Origin of the sequence: Actinocrinis sp. (assembly GCF_035605935.1) — a bacterium.
Taxonomy (GTDB): domain Bacteria; phylum Actinomycetota; class Actinomycetes; order Streptomycetales; family Catenulisporaceae; genus Actinocrinis.
On sequence record NZ_DATNGK010000216.1, the window covers coordinates 72,788 to 89,537 of the forward strand.

15 protein-coding genes are annotated in these 16,750 nt (G+C 66.1%); 5 read left to right on the plus strand and 10 right to left on the minus strand.

Translation table 11 applies throughout. From position 1 onward, the window contains the following. Window position 1 precedes the first annotated feature (1 nt). The 9 genes from VN779_RS17495 to VN779_RS17535 all read right to left on the minus strand — a co-directional run bounded on the left by VN779_RS17495 (window position 2) and on the right by VN779_RS17535 (window position 8,369). Complete coding sequence (locus VN779_RS17495; protein ID WP_325724610.1) at window positions 2-1,240, minus strand: acyltransferase; 1,239 nt, start codon at window positions 1,238-1,240, stop codon at window positions 2-4. A gap of 41 nt (window positions 1,241-1,281) precedes the next feature. Next, entirely contained in the window at window positions 1,282-2,826 is a 1,545-nt protein-coding gene (locus tag VN779_RS17500; RefSeq protein ID WP_325724612.1) for a GMC family oxidoreductase, read from the minus strand. A 75-nt stretch (window positions 2,827-2,901) separates the two neighbouring features. Continuing rightward, window positions 2,902-4,365, minus strand: coding sequence for an MFS transporter (locus VN779_RS17505; protein WP_325724614.1), 1,464 nt, complete (start codon window positions 4,363-4,365; stop codon window positions 2,902-2,904). A 185-nt stretch (window positions 4,366-4,550) separates the two neighbouring features. After that, complete coding sequence (locus tag VN779_RS17510) at window positions 4,551-4,958, minus strand: VOC family protein (protein ID WP_325724616.1); 408 nt, start codon at window positions 4,956-4,958, stop codon at window positions 4,551-4,553. Window positions 4,959-4,975: 17 nt separating this feature from the next. Continuing rightward, a complete protein-coding gene (locus VN779_RS17515; protein ID WP_325724618.1) occupies window positions 4,976-5,428 on the minus strand; it encodes a nuclear transport factor 2 family protein in 453 nt (150 codons plus the stop codon). 13 nt (window positions 5,429-5,441) lie between these two features. Then, window positions 5,442-5,729: a putative quinol monooxygenase gene (locus tag VN779_RS17520; protein ID WP_325724622.1), complete on the minus strand. Its 288-nt coding sequence runs from the start codon at window positions 5,727-5,729 to the stop codon at window positions 5,442-5,444. A gap of 86 nt (window positions 5,730-5,815) precedes the next feature. Next, complete coding sequence (locus tag VN779_RS17525; RefSeq protein WP_325724624.1) at window positions 5,816-6,283, minus strand: ester cyclase; 468 nt, start codon at window positions 6,281-6,283, stop codon at window positions 5,816-5,818. 207 nt (window positions 6,284-6,490) lie between these two features. Continuing rightward, window positions 6,491-7,636 (minus strand): pyridoxal phosphate-dependent aminotransferase, encoded by a 1,146-nt coding sequence (locus VN779_RS17530; protein ID WP_325724626.1) that lies wholly within the window; start codon window positions 7,634-7,636, stop codon window positions 6,491-6,493. Window positions 7,637-7,718: 82 nt separating this feature from the next. Then, window positions 7,719-8,369: a hypothetical protein gene (locus VN779_RS17535; RefSeq protein ID WP_325724628.1), complete on the minus strand. Its 651-nt coding sequence runs from the start codon at window positions 8,367-8,369 to the stop codon at window positions 7,719-7,721. Between the two features lie 266 nt (window positions 8,370-8,635). Here VN779_RS17535 and VN779_RS17540 point away from each other — a divergent pair, with 266 nt between their 5' ends. The 5 genes from VN779_RS17540 to VN779_RS17560 all read left to right on the plus strand — a co-directional run bounded on the left by VN779_RS17540 (window position 8,636) and on the right by VN779_RS17560 (window position 15,335). Further along, window positions 8,636-9,223, plus strand: a complete 588-nt coding sequence (locus VN779_RS17540) for a TetR/AcrR family transcriptional regulator (RefSeq protein ID WP_325724630.1) — start codon at window positions 8,636-8,638, stop codon at window positions 9,221-9,223. Window positions 9,224-9,746: 523 nt separating this feature from the next. Next, window positions 9,747-10,934 (plus strand): ABC transporter substrate-binding protein, encoded by a 1,188-nt coding sequence (locus VN779_RS17545; protein WP_325724632.1) that lies wholly within the window; start codon window positions 9,747-9,749, stop codon window positions 10,932-10,934. A 43-nt stretch (window positions 10,935-10,977) separates the two neighbouring features. Continuing rightward, window positions 10,978-11,931 (plus strand): sugar ABC transporter permease, encoded by a 954-nt coding sequence (locus tag VN779_RS17550; protein ID WP_325724634.1) that lies wholly within the window; start codon window positions 10,978-10,980, stop codon window positions 11,929-11,931. Further along, entirely contained in the window at window positions 11,928-12,827 is a 900-nt protein-coding gene (locus VN779_RS17555; RefSeq protein WP_414639698.1) for a carbohydrate ABC transporter permease, read from the plus strand. Before VN779_RS17550 ends, VN779_RS17555 begins: the two co-directional genes overlap by 4 nt. Window positions 12,828-12,860: 33 nt before the next feature. After that, window positions 12,861-15,335, plus strand: coding sequence for a glycoside hydrolase family 2 TIM barrel-domain containing protein (locus tag VN779_RS17560; protein WP_325724641.1), 2,475 nt, complete (start codon window positions 12,861-12,863; stop codon window positions 15,333-15,335). Window positions 15,336-15,516: 181 nt separating this feature from the next. Here VN779_RS17560 and VN779_RS17565 read toward each other — a convergent pair. Further along, window positions 15,517-16,750 (minus strand): RICIN domain-containing protein (locus tag VN779_RS17565; RefSeq protein ID WP_325724644.1); only part of this gene is annotated, 1,234 nt, incomplete at its 5' end.

Genomic DNA, 16,750 nt, shown 5'->3' on the forward strand with positions numbered 1-16,750 from the left:
CTCAGGTCTCCGGCGCCGGTACTGCCACGGCGGTAGCGGCGGCGGGTTCAGCCTGGACCGTCTGGTGCGGCAACGGAACCGTCACCGGCAGCGGGGCCGTCCTGGAGCGCGGCTTGCTCCACCGGCGCATGATCGGCATCTCCACGCGGGAGTGCAGCAGCCAGGACAGCAGCAGCGTGACGGCGAGCGCGAAGAGCAGCATACCGATCGCTCCTGGGATAGCCCATTGCTTCGTGGCGCCGCCGAAGAGCCGGTGCCCGTAGCGCAGGATCAGCCGGTGCCACAGGTAGAGCGCGAACGATACGTCGCCCAGCCAGACCATCACCTTGCTGCGCAGCGGCGAGCGGGTGCCCCGAACGTCCGCCGTGGCGCCGGCGCAGATGACCAGGCCCAGTGGGATGAATGGCGCGGCCACGAGCCGGAAGGACCAGGGCAGCAGGTGCGGCAGGAAATAGCCGCCCGCCAGCAGGACGAAGGCCGGGGCGAGGCCGAGCCTGATCCAGCGCCCCTCCTTGACCAGGCGGGCCAGCACGATGCCGAGGGTGAAGTCCAGCAGCCGTACCGGGGGCGCCACGTAGACCAGCCAGAACTGCCACTGGGTGATCGGCCCGAACGGCACCTTGGCGCCGCTGGACGGAAGCAGCATCGAGATCAGCGGTATGCACCAGACGACCGCGGTGATGCCGCCGGCCCAGTACCACAGCCGGTCGACGCGGATGCGGCCGATCAGGCTCAGCAGCAGCGGGAACGACAGGTAGAACAGGGCTTCGCAGGACAGTGACCAGGCCACCGGGTTGACGCTGACTTCCACCGACAGGTTCGGCGACCAGGCCTGCAACAGGAACAGATTGAGGAAGGCCCGGCCGGTGCCGATCGGCTGCGCCGCCAGGGTCAGCAGGAGCAGCGCGGCGAGGAAGGTCACGAAGTGGTTGGGATAGATCTTGAAGAACCGGCGCCGCCAGAACCGGCGCGCGGTGTCGGCCGGACGGGCCGACCAGGTCAGCACGAAGCCGCTGAGGATGAAGAAGAAGCCGACGCCGGTCCAGCCGCCCTGGCCGAAGATCCAGGTGTAGACGTTCTGTGTGGTGTGGTCGGCGAAGACCGCCTCGTAGCCGGCGTGGAAGAAGAACACCATGCCTGCCGCGATGATCCGCATCCCGGTCAGCGACGGCAGCCGGGACGCTACGGTCCCGGCGCCGGCCGGCCTCGGGCTTTCGGGCAGGGGGGATTCGTCCTGCATGAGGTGAGTCCTTGTCTGCGCGAGGGAGGAGAGGGCGCCGCTCAGGCGGCGTCGGTCAGCATCCAGTCGGCGACGCGCTCGCCGATCATGATGCAGGTCAGGTTGGTGTTGGCGCGCACGATCTTCGGCATTACCGAGCCGTCGGCCACGCGCAGCCCGGGCACGCCGTGCACGCGGCAGCGCGAGTCCACCACGGCCTGCGGGTCGTCGGCGGGCCCCATCTTCGCGGTGCCGACCGGGTGGAAGTGGGTGCCGACGGTGGACAGCATGAAGGCGTCGAGCGCGTCGTCGTCGGCGATGACTTCCGGGCTGGGCACCACGCGGCCGGTGGTGAACAGGCGCATTTGCGGAGTCTGCGCGATGCGGTAAGCCAGGCGCATGCCTTCACGCAGCCGGCGCCGGTCCTCCTCGTGGTCGAGGTAGTTGAACCGGATGCGCGGCGGCGCCTCGGGATCGAGCGATTCCACGGTGACGTCGCCGACCGAGAACGGCCGCTCGATCCCGGCCGAAATCATGAACACCTTGTCGGTGCCGATCTGGTCCTTGAGGTTCTTCGCGTACGCATTCAGGTCCACATGGCTGAAGAGGTAGACCTGCATATCGTTCTCCTCGGCCGAGCCCGGTGCGGTGTACTGGAGCACGATCTGGGTTCCGGGCAGGGACTCGTCGTACACGCCGGGGCGCGGGGCGAGGGTGACCAGGCAGGTGGGGTGGTCGAGCAGGTTGCGGCCCACGCCCGGCAGGTCCGCGACGACGGGCACGCCGAGCCGGTCCAGCTGCGCGGCCGGACCGATACCGGAGCGCAGCAGGATGCCGGGGGTGCCGATCGCCCCGGCGCTGATGGTGACCCGGTCGGCGGTGATCTCCTCGGCCACTGCGCCGGTGATGACGCGCACCCCGGCCGCGCGGCCGTTCTCGAACAGCACCCGGTCCACCACCGTGTCGGGCCGGATCTCAAGGCCCTCATTCTTGCGCGCGGGCGCGAGGTAGGCGACCGCGGTGGAGACGCGCTGGCTGCCGATCAGATTCTGGGCCAGCGGTCCGACCCCGCCGGACCCGGGGGCGTTGTGGTCGGCCACCTCCGGGAAGCCGAGGTCCTTGCACGCGTCCAGCAGCGCCCGCTGCAACGGGATCAGCTGCTCGTCGCGCCACCGCCAGACCGGGATCGGACCGCCCTTGCCGTGCAGCGGGAGGCCGAAGTCCTTGTCGTCCTCCAGACGCACGAAGTAGGGCAGCACCTCCTCCCACGACCAGCCCTCGTTGCCCAGCGCCACCCACTCGTCGAAGTCGGCGGGATCCGGCCGCACCGCGAGGCAGGAGTTGACCGCGGAGGTGCCGCCGACCACCTTGCCGCGCGGCAGCGGGATGGAGCGGCCGGCCACCGCCTCGGCTTCGTAACCCCAGTCATGCGCGACGAGGGAGGGGTACAGTCCGTTGCGCAGATCCTCGGGCAGCGTCTCGGTGTCCGGGTAGTCCGGGCCGGCTTCGATCAGCAGCACGCGGCGGGCGGGGTCTTCGGACAGCCGCGCCGCGATGACCGCCCCGGTGGAGCCGGAACCGACGACTATATCAGTATACTGAGCCATGGTGAAGCACCTCTCAGACGTGTTCTTCGGCCTTGCGCGATCAGGCCTCGTGCATTCGGGACGCAAGCCCGGTCGTCAGGCGCCGGACGGGAGCGCCGGCTTCTTCCACAGCCGGTTCGGCGCGGTGACCAGCGCGGTGAGCGCCGCCAGCGCGATGGTGTAGCTGAGGCTGGCGGCAAAGGAATGGCCGTACCGGCCGGAGCCGCCGAGCACGCCGTAGAAGATGATCCCGATGAAGGCGACGCCGAGCGCGCCCGCCAGTTGCTGCGTCGTGGACAGCACCCCGGAGGCCGAGCCCGCGTGCGAGGGGTCGACGCCGAGCAACACCTGGGAGAGCAGCGGTGCGCCCATCGCGCCCATCCCGGCCCCGGCGACGAACATCAGGCCACTGAGCAGCGCCACGTTCGGCCGTGCCGGCGTGCCGTCGGCCAGCAAAGCCATTGCGATCTCCGCGGCCCCCAGCACGATCGCGCCCGCGGTGAGCGTGCGCCGCCCGATCCGGCGGGTCAGCTTGGGCGCGGCCATGGACACCAGGAAGAAGCTGACTCCGCAGGGCATGAAGATCAGTCCCGAGGTCAGCGCCGCGTAGTGCAGCCCTTCCTGGAGGTAGAGCGCGAAGACGAGGAAGAACGAGGCCATCCCGGCGTACACCACGAGCACCGTCGCGAGGCCCGTCACGAAGGCCCGCTCGGTGAACAGCACCGGAGCCACCAGCGGGGTGCCGCCGCGCCCGGAGAGCCACACCTGGTGCCGGGCGAACAGCGCGAGCACCACAGCGCTCGCGGCCAGGCAGGCCCAGGACCAGACCGGCCAGCCGGTCTGCCGGCCCACGACCAGCGGGACGAGCAGAAGCAGCAGCCCGGGGGTGACGATCGCCACGCCCGCGAGGTCCAGCCTGCGGGCCGAGTCCGAGCGGGACTCCGGCACCAGCGGACGCAGCGCCGCGAGCGCGGCGATCCCGACCGGGACGTTGATCAGGAAGCAGGACCGCCAGCTGAGCCCGAACACGTTCGCGCCGATCAGCAGCCCGCCGACGACCTGCCCGCTGACCGAGGCGAGACCGATGGTCATGCCCAGGCCCATAAACGCGCGCGGCCGGTCCTCGCCGGTGTAGGCGACGTTGAGGATCGAGAGCACCTGCGGGAACATCAGCGCGGCCGAGGCACCCTGGATCGCGCGGAAGACGACGAGCGCGACGGCGGTGGGCGCGAGACCGCAGGCGGCCGAGGCCAGGGTGAAGGCGACCAATCCGACGGCGAACAACCGGCGCCTGCCGTACAGATCGCCCAACCGCCCGCCGGTGATCAGTCCCGCGGCGTAGGCCAGGCCGTAGCCGGCCACCACGAACTGGACCTCGGCCGCGTTCGCGTGCAGGTCGGCCTGCGCCGACGGGATCGCGACGTTGACGATGAAGAAATCGAGGATCGTCATGAAGGTGCCCGCAAGGACGACGGGCAGGGCCAGCCAACGACGCGCGTTCGGCCGGTCCGGCGCCGTCGGCTCATGCACGGGCGACGGCGAGTTCACAATGCTGCTCACGGGGATCTCCGGGTAATTGCTCAGCGGAGCTGTAGTCGGGACGGACGGTTTAGGAATCAGGGTTCGCAGTTCGAACGTGGGCGCGGGGACGTCGGGCGCCGGGCCGCGGCGCCGGGGGGAGGGGTCGTGCCGCGGCCCGGCGAGTTCCCCGCGAGGGGCGTTTCAGGGTGCTTGTTTCAGGGCTCTTAGCCCGCAAGGTCGCGGTAGCCCTGGCTGACCTCGACCACCACCCCGTCCGGATCGCGCAGCCAGACGCTGCGCCATCCGTGGATGTGCTCGGAGAAGTCCAGCGGCCCGAGGGTGATGTCCGCCTGTCCGTCCATACGGGACAGGAAGGCGTCGACGTCGTCGGTCTGGAAAGCCAGGTGCCGCACGGCGCCGCGCTGGGCCGGGCCGTCCGCGGCGGCCTCGCGCTGCTCCCCCGCGGTCGGCCCGAACAACTCCAGGTAGGCGCCGCCGAGGCGCAGGAACAGGATGCGGGTGTCGCCGAGCTTGAACTCGCGGGAGCGCTCGAAACCGAACCAGCGCTCGTAGAACGCGGCGGTGGCCTCGGGCTCGGCGCAGTTGAGCGCGGCGTGCGACCATGTCAGCATCGGAATTTCCCCGCGGGTCACAGCGAGCCGGAGCCGGGCATCGGCGCGAGCTCGTCGACGATGTATTCGACGATCCGGACGCCACCGACGCTGTCAACGACTGTCCAGGTCTGCGTCGCGACGAATCCGAGCCACGTGCTGTTCGGCGTGGGCGGCTCCCAGATCCGGGCCTGCCAGTTGACCACGACGCGCACCCGGTGGCGTCCGGGGCCGGCCGGTTCGGGGTCGACGGAGACCAGTTCGTGCACCTCGTCGAAGAACCGGTGGGTCACCGTCCGGTACCAGTCGGCGAACTCAGCGGTGCCGCGCAGCTTCCCCTCGGGGAAGGTCATCTCGAGCCCTTCCGGGGCGAGATACTCCAGCACCGACTCCAGCGGGTCGTGCCGGTCCAAGGCCTCGTACCACTCCTTGACCAGCGCGCGGACGCGGCCGTCGGTGACGCGGTCGACCGTGCTCGTGGTTGTGGTCATCTCGGTCTCCTTCTCAGTTCTCGACGACGGGGCGAAGCGGCACCGAGCGCGGCTCCTCGGCCAGCGCGGGGGTGAACGGCTCCCACACCGGCAGGACCTTGGACAGGTGCGCGTCAAGGTGCTGCTGGCTCTCCCACTGCTCGATCAGCAGGAAGCGGTCCGGCTCGTTCTGGTCGCGGAACCAGGTGAAGCCGAGGCAGCCGGCATCCGCGCGCGAGGAGCGCTCGATGTCCGACAGGGTGCGCAGCGCCTCCGGCTCGTACTCCGGCTTGATCCGGATGTGCAGGGCGAACGCGAGCATCGCGGGACTCCTTGTCTTGCTGAATCTGAAAAACGCCGATCTCAGTCGGCGCGCCGGCGGCTGCGGCGCCTGACGCCGGCATCACGTCAGGGCAGCTGCACGCCGAGCTGCGCCATCAGCCCGGCGGTGTCCGCCTGAACCCAGCGCTCGACGATGCGCCCGTCCTCGATCCGGTAGACCTCGATGCTGGTCCAGGTGATGGTGCGCCCGGTCGGCTCCTGCCCCAGGAACGGCTCGACGTGCCGCCCGGTGAACGTGATGTGGATGACGACCTTCCCGTCCGCCGCGGGGTAGATCAGGTCGTGGTGGGAGGTGAAGGCGAGCGCGGAGTGCGCGGCGCCGAGGATCGCCTTCAACTCCGCCAGATTCTGCACGCTCCAGGCCGGATTGTTGTCGACGAAGGACGGCGCGAACAGTGCGTCCATGTCGTCATAACGTCGTTCGTTCACTACTTCGTTAAGTCGGTGAATGAGCTCGACATTCGCCTGGTCGCTCGACAGCGAATTGCCACCGTGAATCGCGGCCGCATTGGCCGTCACGCCGTTGGTTTGCATATCTCATCGCTCCTGACTGCGTACCTCTGCAGGAACGATGGTCCTGGTCCCGGCCGTCCGGCGACAAGCGAAAGTTGACGTAGCACGCCGGAGGATCATCCCGGCGAAATTCCGGCACAGCCGGTCAGATCCCCCGCGCTTTCACATTCCCGCGACCTTCGCACTGTCGCCGGACGCTTGTTTTGAGCGAGTGGCACGCTAGGGCGCCTACCGCTGGTCGGCGAAATATTCGGCGACTCTCTGCAGGCCCTGCTGCAGCATGGGAACATCCGCTGCGAAGGAGAAGCGCAGATGACCCTCGCCGCTTGGCCCGTACTCCGCTCCGGGGCGAATCAGCACTCCTGCGCTGCGCAACTGCGCGGCGAGTTCAGTGGATTGGATGGGAAGGCTGTAGCGGGCAAAGGCGTAGAACGTGCCTTCGGGAAGTTGGGCGGTGAGCTCTGGAATCCCGGCCAGCCTCTCGAAGAGCATGTCCCGCCGCTCGCGGTAGGCGGCAACCATCGGTGCGGCCAGGACCGAACCCCGGTCCAGAGCCACGAGAGCGGCACGTTGGACTGCGGCGTTAAGGGAACCGTTGAACGTACGGTGCACCCGTCCTGCAGCAGCGATCAGGTCTGTCGGTCCGGCGAGCCAGCCGAGGCGCCAGCCAGTCATGGCGTAAGTCTTGGAGAAAGTCTGACAGTAGATGGTGCGGGGTCGCAGTTCGTCGAGGGAAACGGCGGAGTGGAAGATATCGTCTTGGAAAACGATCGCGCTGTATGCCTCGTCCGACAAAACCAAAGTGTCAGTGCGGTGCAGTGCTTCGGCTAGCGCCTGGAGCTCAGTCCTGGTGTGGACGACGCCTGTCGGATTGCACGGGTTGGAGAAGATGACGAGCTTCGCACCGGGAACCGCCTCGCGTAGCGCGTCGAGATCCCAATGGAGATCAGGAGCAGGTGGCACCCACACGGGAACTGCGCCCGCGAGCTGGACGAGATCGCCGTACAAGGAGTAGCAAGGTTCCGGAATGACGACTTTGTCGCCGGGGTCGACGGCAGCGATGATGGCTGAGGCGAGCGCTGCGGTGGCACCATGTGTGACCAGGATCTGCTGGCTCTGATAGCGGTGGCCGGCGAGCGCCGAGACAGCGTCAGCAAGTGCGGAACGCAGCTGAGGATCACCGTGCTGGTCCACATAGTGGGTGGCCCCGGATCGCAGCGCGGCCGCAGCCGCGGCGACAACCGGTCCGGGAGTGTCGAAATCGGGTTCCCCCATTGCGAGGGACACCACGCCGGCCGGGGCTGGGCCCAGCGCGGGCCGCAGCGAGTGGCGTTCGACCCGTGCCACTGCGGAGGACGGGATGAAGGAGCTCATGATCAGTCCTTGTGCCGAAGATGTTCGCGGAACAATCTGACGGTGCGGCCGTGCCTAGCCGAGGTCGGCCACCGCTCAGGCTCTAGTGCCGTGCGGCGGGCACTTCGCGGATGCGGGTGCGCAACTGCTCCTCGAAGTGCCGGATCTCAGCAAGACGCTGCAGTACGGACGAAACTTGCGCTTGTGGCACCACGGCCACACCGTCGCCATCGGCGACCACGAGATCCCCCGGGGCGACCACAAGGCCACCACACGCGATGGTGCCGCCGATGGCCCCGGGGCCGCTCTTGGTGGGGCCGGCTGGGGTGATGGTCTTCGCCCAAAGCGGCAGGCCGAGTTCCGCGATGGCTTCGGCGTCACGCACCGCACCGTCGACGACGACGCCCACGACTCCCCGCTGCACGCAGATCTCGGCGAGCAGGTCGCCGAAGACCGCTCGCGTGTCGGCGCCAAGGCCGTTGATCACCAGCACGTCGCCTGGCGTGACGTCATCGAGACCGCGATGGATCGCCAGGTTGTCGCCTTCCCGCGTGAGGATCGTGAAGGCGGGACCGACACACCGCGCACCCCGCCACTGCGCGCGGATCGCCGGGTTCATCAGGCCGAAGCGGTCCATCCCATCCCCGACGGTGGCGGCCGGGAACTGCTCGAACGCGGCGACCACATCGGGAGCGGGGCGCGGCCAGTTGCTCACCAGGACGTGGCAGTTGTCGGATGCGGCCTCGATGAACACGGGAGCTCCCTCGCTGGCGGCCGATTAACTGAGAGGATAGTCTTAGTTCAAGCTAGAATCGGCAGTGATAGGGCTTCGTGTCAAGCCCTCGGCACGCAGGGGCTCCCCGGATTTTCGTACCAGGATGCGGCATGGGCAGGGCTTGAGTACACAAGCGATCGCTGGCTATCGTTGTCCGCGAGTGAGAGAGAACTCTCTCTAAACTCGGGCATCCACGGGAGGTTCCACTGACCGCCAAGAGCGAGGAGCAACCATCCGCTCGCGGCATGCGCCGCGACGCGATCCGCAATCGACGCAAACTCTTGGACGCGACCGGAGAGCTTCTCAGGGAGGGATCCGGGGCGGCGGTCATGCCTGCGATCGCGGAACGAGCCGGGCTCTCGGTGGCGACTGCGTACCGCTACTTTCCGTCGCTGGACGAGCTGCTGAACGCCTATCTGCTCGGGGTCGTCGTCCAACTGCGTAATTTCAGCCACGACTGCCCCAAGACAGGGCCGGCGCTGTTCGAGGACGTCGTCCGGGAGTGGGCCCGCCTGCTGCGCCACTACGGTCCCGGCATGATCCAGATCCGGTCGCACACAGGGTTCCTCACCCGACTGCGACACAACGACGAAGTGATCACCCCGGTCCGTGACACCTGGGAACGCCCGATCCGTACGGTCTTGCGACACCTGGATGTTTCCGACGAACACTTCGACCACGCGCTGTTCCTGTTCAACATCATGTTCGATCCACGCGAGATCCTCGATCTCATCAACACCGGATTTACCGAGGAAGACGCTGTCGCCGGCCTGACCTCTGCCTACTACGGCGCCGTCCAAGGCTGGGCGCAAGCCAAGAAGGGAAAGCGTTAGTCCCACACTCCGCGAGCAGCGGACGACGGCTCACCGTGCCGCTGAGCTCAGGCCGAAACCGACGTGCCTCCTCACGGCCAACAGGCGTGCGCCTCCCGGTATCGCCGACTCGCGTCGTAGGACCCCGCCAGGCTGCCGCGGCGATTATCTGGCGCCGAGTGGGTTGACAGTCGGCTCCGGCAGCCGCATAGTCGGTTCAACACAAGTGAGACCCGAGTCGTAGTTATATGCGGCGATCATCGGTCAGTCTCCAGCCGTCAGAAGAGTGAATGCACTGGTACGGCTACTTCTGCTCGGCGCTGGCAAGCTTGACACTGGACATTGCGCACTCAAATCGAGACTCGAGTCCCAGATAATCCCCAGTCGACGATGACTGTCGCGAGACGGCAGCCAACGGAAGGACTCCCCGATGGCTTCAAGATGGGTGAAGACCGCGCTGGTGACACTGACTGCCGCCGCCGTGGCCACGGTCACCGCGTGCAGCAGTTCCGGCGCCCCGAACTCGGCCGGTAAGACCGTCACCTTGGATTTCTGGGGCTCGGCGATCGGCTACGACAAGAGCGTCGCGCGGTGGAACCAGACCCACTCCGACATCAAGATCAATTATGCGCAGATCGCTGCCGGCAGTGCCGGTGGGTACGCCAAGATGCAAAACGCCGTCAAGGCCGGCAACGCCCCCTGCCTGGGCCAGGTGGGCTACGACACCCTGCCCGACTTCGTCGTCACGGGAGCCGCCCAGGACATCTCACAGTACGCCAACGCGGACAAGAGCCAGTTCACGCCATGGACCTGGCAGATGACAGGGTTCGGCGGCAAGGTGTTCGGCATCCCGGTCGATGCGGGCCCGGAAGCTCTGTTCTACCGTGCCGACCTGTTCGAACAGTACGGAATCACGCCACCGAAGACATGGAGCGAGTTCGCCGCCGACGCGGAAAAGGTCCACGCCGCCAACCCTGCGGCGTACCTCACGACCACGCCCCAGGACGCTTACGATCTGGGCGCGCTGACCTGGCAGGCCGGAGGCAAGTGGTTCGGCACCGGCGACAACCAGTGGCAGGTGACCATCGACAGTCCGACGACCCGGCAAGTCGCCGACTACTGGCAGGGGCTTCTGGGCAAGCACCTGGCGACGAGCGAGTCGACGCTGGATACCGCCTGGTTCAAGGACGTGCAGAACGGAAAGGTGCTGTCGCTGGTCAGCGCGGTTTGGGCGGCTCCGCTGATCGCGCAGGGTTTGCCGGGGCTCTCCGGCAAATGGGCTGTGGCGCCGATGCCCCAATGGACGCCGGGGCAGGCTGCAACCGGCAGCCGCGGGGGCTCCGCGACCGTGGTGCTGACGGGATGCAAGTATCCGCAGCAAGCAACGGAGTTCGCCGACTGGCTCAGCACGAACTCCGACAGCGTCACGAACCTCATCAAGAACACGGGCATCTATCCAGCCGCCACGAGTGGACAGGACCTGCCAGCCGTGAACCAGCCGTCAGCGTACTTCGGCGGGCAGAACATCTACCAGGTGTTCAAGACGGCGGCTGCGAACATCAGCCCGAGCTGGGGATGGGGGCCGACCATGGTTCAGGTCCAGTCGGAGATGAAGCACGGACTGAAGCTGGCGGGCACCGGTCAGGGCACGATCCCGCAGGCGGTGACAGCCGTTCAGGCGGACACTGTCACGGCGATGAAGAGCCAGGGGCTGAGTGTCTCGGGTGGCTGACCCCGTACCGGGCAGCCGTCAACACCGCGGAAGAGGGCAAGGCATGACGATGACGAACCCCGGCGGCTCCTCCTTCGCCCGTCCTCGGGCGAGCGAAGGAGGAGGACGCGCCCTGAGCCGGCGACACGACCGTTCCGCGGTGATGTTCCTCATGCCGTTCGGGCTTCTGTTCACGACGATGATGCTCTTGCCGATGGGCTACGCGCTGTACCAGAGCTTCTTCAAGGTCCAGCGAAGCGGACTAGGACTTCAGCCTGCCGCAAAGGTCTTCGCCGGCCTCGGGAATTACGTGACAGCGGTGCGCGACAGTGCGTTCATGTCCTCGCTCCTGCGCGTCTTCATGCTCGGCGTCGTACAGGTGCCGGTGATGTTGGGCCTGGCCCTGGCTCTCGCACTGCTTCTGGACTCGCGCAGCGCCGCTTTCAAGAGGACGTTCCGCCTGACTTACTTCATGCCGTACGCGCTCCCGGGCGTGATCGCGGCGATCATGTGGTCCTTCCTGTACGAACCGAGTGTCAGCCCGTTCACCGCGGGCTTGCGGCATCTCGGGCTGAACGTGAACTTCCTGTCAGGAAACTTGGTGCTGGGGTCGATCGGCAACATGATCACGTGGGGCTGGACCGGCTTCAACATGCTGATCATCTACTCTGCGCTCCAAGCGATCCCGGGCGAGCTCACGGAGGCTGCGGTGATGGACGGCTGTGGTGCCTGGCGCGTCGCGTGGCACATGAAGATTCCGGCTGTACGGCCGGCACTCATCCTCACGACCGTGTTCTCCATCATCGGTACCGCGCAGTTGTTCAATGAACCCCAGGTCCTCCAACAAGTCGCTCCAACGATCTCCCCCTCCTACACGCCGATCATGGCTGCGCAGCAGGCCGCGGATATTAACGACTACAACTACGCCGCTACCGAGTCCGTCATTCTTGCGCTGCTGACCTTCGTGCTCTCCTTCGGGTTCCTGAAATTCGCTCAGCGGAAGGGAGACTCCGAATGAGTTCCGTCACGTCCTCCGCACCAAATGAGAGCAGGAGCGCCGGGGCTGCGCGGTCACCGCTTCGGGCTCCACTGGTAAGTCGGACAGGCGTGTTCGTAGTGATGGCGCTGTTCGCCATCTACACCCTAGTCCCGGTCTGGTGGCTGCTGGTGAGCGCCACTAAAAGTGAGGGAAATCTGTTCACGACGAGCTCACTCTGGTTTTCCCATGTCGACGTGTGGGCCAACATCCGCGAAGTCTTCAACGAGCAGAACGGCATCTTCGCGCACTGGATCGTGAACAGCGTCATCTACAGTGCCGTCGGGGCAGCGCTGAGTACCGTCCTGTCTGCAATGGCCGGATACGCCTTGGCGAAATACTCGTTCCGCGGCCGCGACCTCGCATTCAACATCATCCTCGGCGCCGTGCTGATCCCGGCGACCATGTATGCCCTCCCCCTGTACCTGCTGTTCAGCGAGGTGCACCTGGTCAACACCTACTGGTCGGTGCTCCTGCCCAGCGTGGTGAGCCCCTTCGGGGTCTATCTGTCGCGGATCTACGCTGCTGCCTCGATCCCGGGTGACGTGATCCAAGCAGGCCGCGTCGATGGGGCGAGCGAGGCTCGCATCTTCTGGCGGATCGCCGTCCCGATCATGTCGCCCGCACTCGTCACCGTCTTCCTCTTCCAGTTCGTCACCATCTGGAACAACTACCTGCTGCCTCTGCTCATGCTCAACAACGACAAGCTACAGCCGGTCACGGTCGGCTTGGCGAGCTGGCGGGAGGAGTTCAACCAGGGAATTCCATACAACCTCACGATCACTGGGGCCTTCTTGTCGGTCGTTCCATTGATCATCGCCTTCCTGGTCCTCCAGAGATTTTGGCGCGCCGGCCTTGCCGCGGGAAGCGTGAAATAAGCAGCCGACGCAGGCTTCCGGGAAGGACTGTCAATGATCCGCGTTCCATTCAACGACGCCTGGCACGTCGGCCCTCTCGTGTCTGTCCACGAAGCGATCGCACCTGCCACCACCGAGGCGACAGAGGTTTCCCTGCCCCATGACGCCATGCTGATGGGCGGGCGTTCCATCAAGGACTCCGACGGACCTCCGACAGCCTACTTCCGCCATGGAAAGTGGACCTACGAGAAGCGTTTCCCCGTTCCGGAGACGTGGAGACAGAAGCGCATCGCCTTCGAGTTCGAGGGGGTTTACCGCGATGCCATGGTGTACATCAACGGCGCCCTCGCCGGGCAGTGGGCGAACGGATACTCTCGCTTCCACGTAAGAGCAGACGATTACTTGGAGTACGGCCAGACCAATGCGGTCCGGGTGGACGCGACGGCTTGCCAAGACTCCCGCTGGTATTCGGGAGGCGGCATCTACCGCCCCGTCAGCCTGCTCGTCGGAGGACTCGTCCACATCACTCCCACCGGCGTGAGGCTGACGACACCGGACATCGACGACGGCCTCGCCACGGTGGTCGCATCCACCGAGATCGCCAACGAGGACATCCGCACCCGTGCGGTCGAGGTACGCCTTGAGATCGCTGACGCTGCGGGGAAGGTCGTGGCCTCGGACCACTCCCCGGTGACGCTCGTACCCGGCGAGACGATCGCTGCCCGTCAGCGGGTATACCTGCGACAACCGTCCCTGTGGAGTGTCGACTCACCGCATCTCTACCACGTGACCGTTCGCCTCCTCGATACCGACGGCCAGACCGATGAAGCCTGCACCCATTTCGGCATCCGCACCGTGACCGTCGACCCGTTGCGGGGCCTGCGGATCAACGGTGAGGCGGTCAAACTTCGCGGCGGGGCGGTACATCACGACAACGGGGTCCTCGGCGCGGCGGACTTCACCGACGCCGCCGACCGGCGGGTGCGGCTGCTCAAAGCCGCGGGCTTCAACGCCCTTCGCTCGGCACACAATCCGATGAGCGTCGCCATGCTCGAGGCCTGCGATCGCCATGGCATGCTTGTCATGGACGAACTCTTCGACGTCTGGACAGTCCCGAAATCGGGTGACGACTATTCGCGCAGTTTCCCACAGTGGTGGGAACGCGACGTCGATTCGATGGTGGCGAAGGATTTCAACCATCCCAGCGTTGTCATGTACTCGATCGGCAACGAGATCATTGAAGCCGGAACAACAAACGGTGCCCGCTGGGGCCGGCGCCTGGCTGATCGGGTACGCGCACAGGACCCTCACCGCCTGGTCACTCACGCACTCCAGGGCATGTACATCGCCCGTGACAAGATTCCCGCGCTGAAAGCCGAGCTGCAACCGGATGCCACTCCCATCCGAGGCCTGAACGACTACCTGGGCCAAGTGACACATCTGATCGACGCCCTGATGGCCTCCCCAGTCGTCGGTGAGCGGCTCGAAGAGCCCGCCTCCGTCCTGGATGTGGTGGGCCTCAACTACGGTGAGAGCCGGTACGTTCTGGACAAGGATGCCTTTCCTAACCGCGTGGTCGTGGGCTCGGAGACCTTTCCAACGAAGATCGACCAGCTATGGAAGCTTGTGACCGAGAACGCTCATGTCATCGGCGACTTCACCTGGACGGCATGGGACTTCCTCGGCGAGGTCGGTACCGGCCGACACGTCTATCCCGAGGACCAGCAAGTGCACCGTGCACCGTATCCCTGGCTTACAGCTGAGTGCGGGGACATCGACATCATCGGACAGCGCCAACCGATCTCGTACTACCGCGAGATCGTGTTCGGTCTCACCACCACGCCCTACCTCGCGGTGCGCCGCCCCCGACAGGATGGCTACGTCATCAAGCCCAGAGCATGGACCTGGTCCGATGTCTCACCCAGTTGGACGTTCGACCTGCCCCTCGACTCGCTGCTCCATGTCGAGGCGTACGCAGCGGCGGACGAGGTCGAGTTCCGGCTCAACGGCGTCACCGTCGCAACCGTGCCGGTTGGTACCGCTCGGGACTTCGTTGCCGAAGCGGATGTGCCCTACAAGCCCGGTGTGCTGGAGGTCGTGGCATACCGCGACGGAGTCGAGACGGGACGCTCGGGGCTCTGCAGCGCTGGCGAGCCCATGTGCTTGAAGCTGGACGCGGACCGCAGCGAAGTCCCCGCCGATCCTCAGCGGTTGGTCCATATCGAGATCTCTCTCATCGACGAGGAGGGCGTGGTCAACCCGAACCGAGACACAAGGGTCACCCTCGAGGTCGACGGTCCCGGAGTACTCCAGGGATTCGGCAGCGCAGCCCCATCGACCGAGGAGAGCTTCCTTGACGCCGACACCACCTCGTTCGACGGGCGGGCCCTGGCGATCGTCCGAGCCACCGGGGAGAGCGGACGAATCACCGTCACAGCCAAAGCTCAGGGTCTCCCACCGACATCGGTCGAGATCGGCGCTGTCCAGTCCAGCACGTCCTCAGTCACCGGCCGTCGCTCGGTGTGCTAGAACGCATTCAGCACTCCCAAGTCGCAACGACCTCAGAAGATCACCAACGGCGTCCCGAATGTGCGACAGAGCCGAATGTGCGACAGAGCCAACTTCGTTACCGTCCCCTGCCCACTGCCCACCGCCGGTGGTTGGCCGGCGGCGGGCAGGTGTGGTGTGTAGGGCGTTGATTGGGATGGAGTTAGAAGGTCCAGTGTTGGTTGGTTCCGCCGTTGCAGGTCCACAGTTCGACCAGGGCGCCGTTGGCGGTGGAGCCGCCGGTCACATCCAGGCAGAGTCCTGATTGCACGCCGGTGATGGTGCCGTTGGCGTTGAGGTTCCACTGCTGGTTGGTGCCGCCGTTGCAGTCGTAGAGGTCGACCTTGGTGCCTGCCGCGGTGCCCTTGCCGTAGGCGTCCACGCACTTCGCGCCGCCATACACGGTCAGCTCGCGCGAGGAGGTGTAGGCGAAGATCTGGCCGCTGCCGCCGTTGCAGTCGTAGATGTCCAGCTGCGTGCCGTTGGTCTGGGTGCCGCCCGGAACGTCGAGGCACTTGCCCGCACCTACCGCGTGCACCTCACCCGACGAACCACCACCGCCGCTGGACCCCCCGCTGTGCTGGAGTGCGCCGACGTCCGGGACGGTCGGGACGGTGGTGCCGATGTAGTCGAGGCCTCCGTTGTTGGCGATGGTGACTCCGGCGTTGGCGGCCGGTGAGCTGGCCGGGATCAGCCAGTTGAGGCCGGCGCCGAGGTCCGGTCCGCCGGCTTGAGTTCCGGTTCCGCCGGCGGTGGGGTTGGCGAATTGCGGATTGCCGATTATGGCGTGTTTCTCGCCGGACGGGATGGTCGGTGAGTTGCCGCCGTAGAGGTTGTTGTTATAGGCGACGCCGGTACCGGAGGGCATGGTCGGCTTTGCCGCCGTGGTGTAGAAGATATTGTTGGTGAAAATGTAATTACTGGCGGTCCAAAAGTCCGCCATCGCAGACGAGGTGTTGTAGAAGGTGTTGTTGTAGATCTGCGCGGTGGAGCCGCTGACCGAGCCGAGCTGCATGGAAGTCAGTGAGCTGTTGGCCACGATGTTGTAGCGCCAGATGCTGCTGCCGCCGAATTTGATCTGATAGATCAGGAACCCGACATTGTTGTCGTGTAGGTAGTTGTATTGGATGACGATGTTGGTGGTGCCCATGTCCGGGTCGACGGCGTTGGAGTCGCTGCCGCCGCCCTTCACCGTGGTGCCGGTGACCTCGTTGTGCTGCACCGTCGCGACATCTGAGTAGTCCAGTTCGATGCCGCAGGTGCCGACCCGGTCGACGAGGTTGTTCTGCACGACCCCGTCGCGCACGTCGTCCAGCAGCATGCCGTTGGTGCCGTAGGCGGTGCCGCGTTGGGTGATGTAGTTGCCCTGGATGGTGACGTGGGTGAACGGCGCGTAC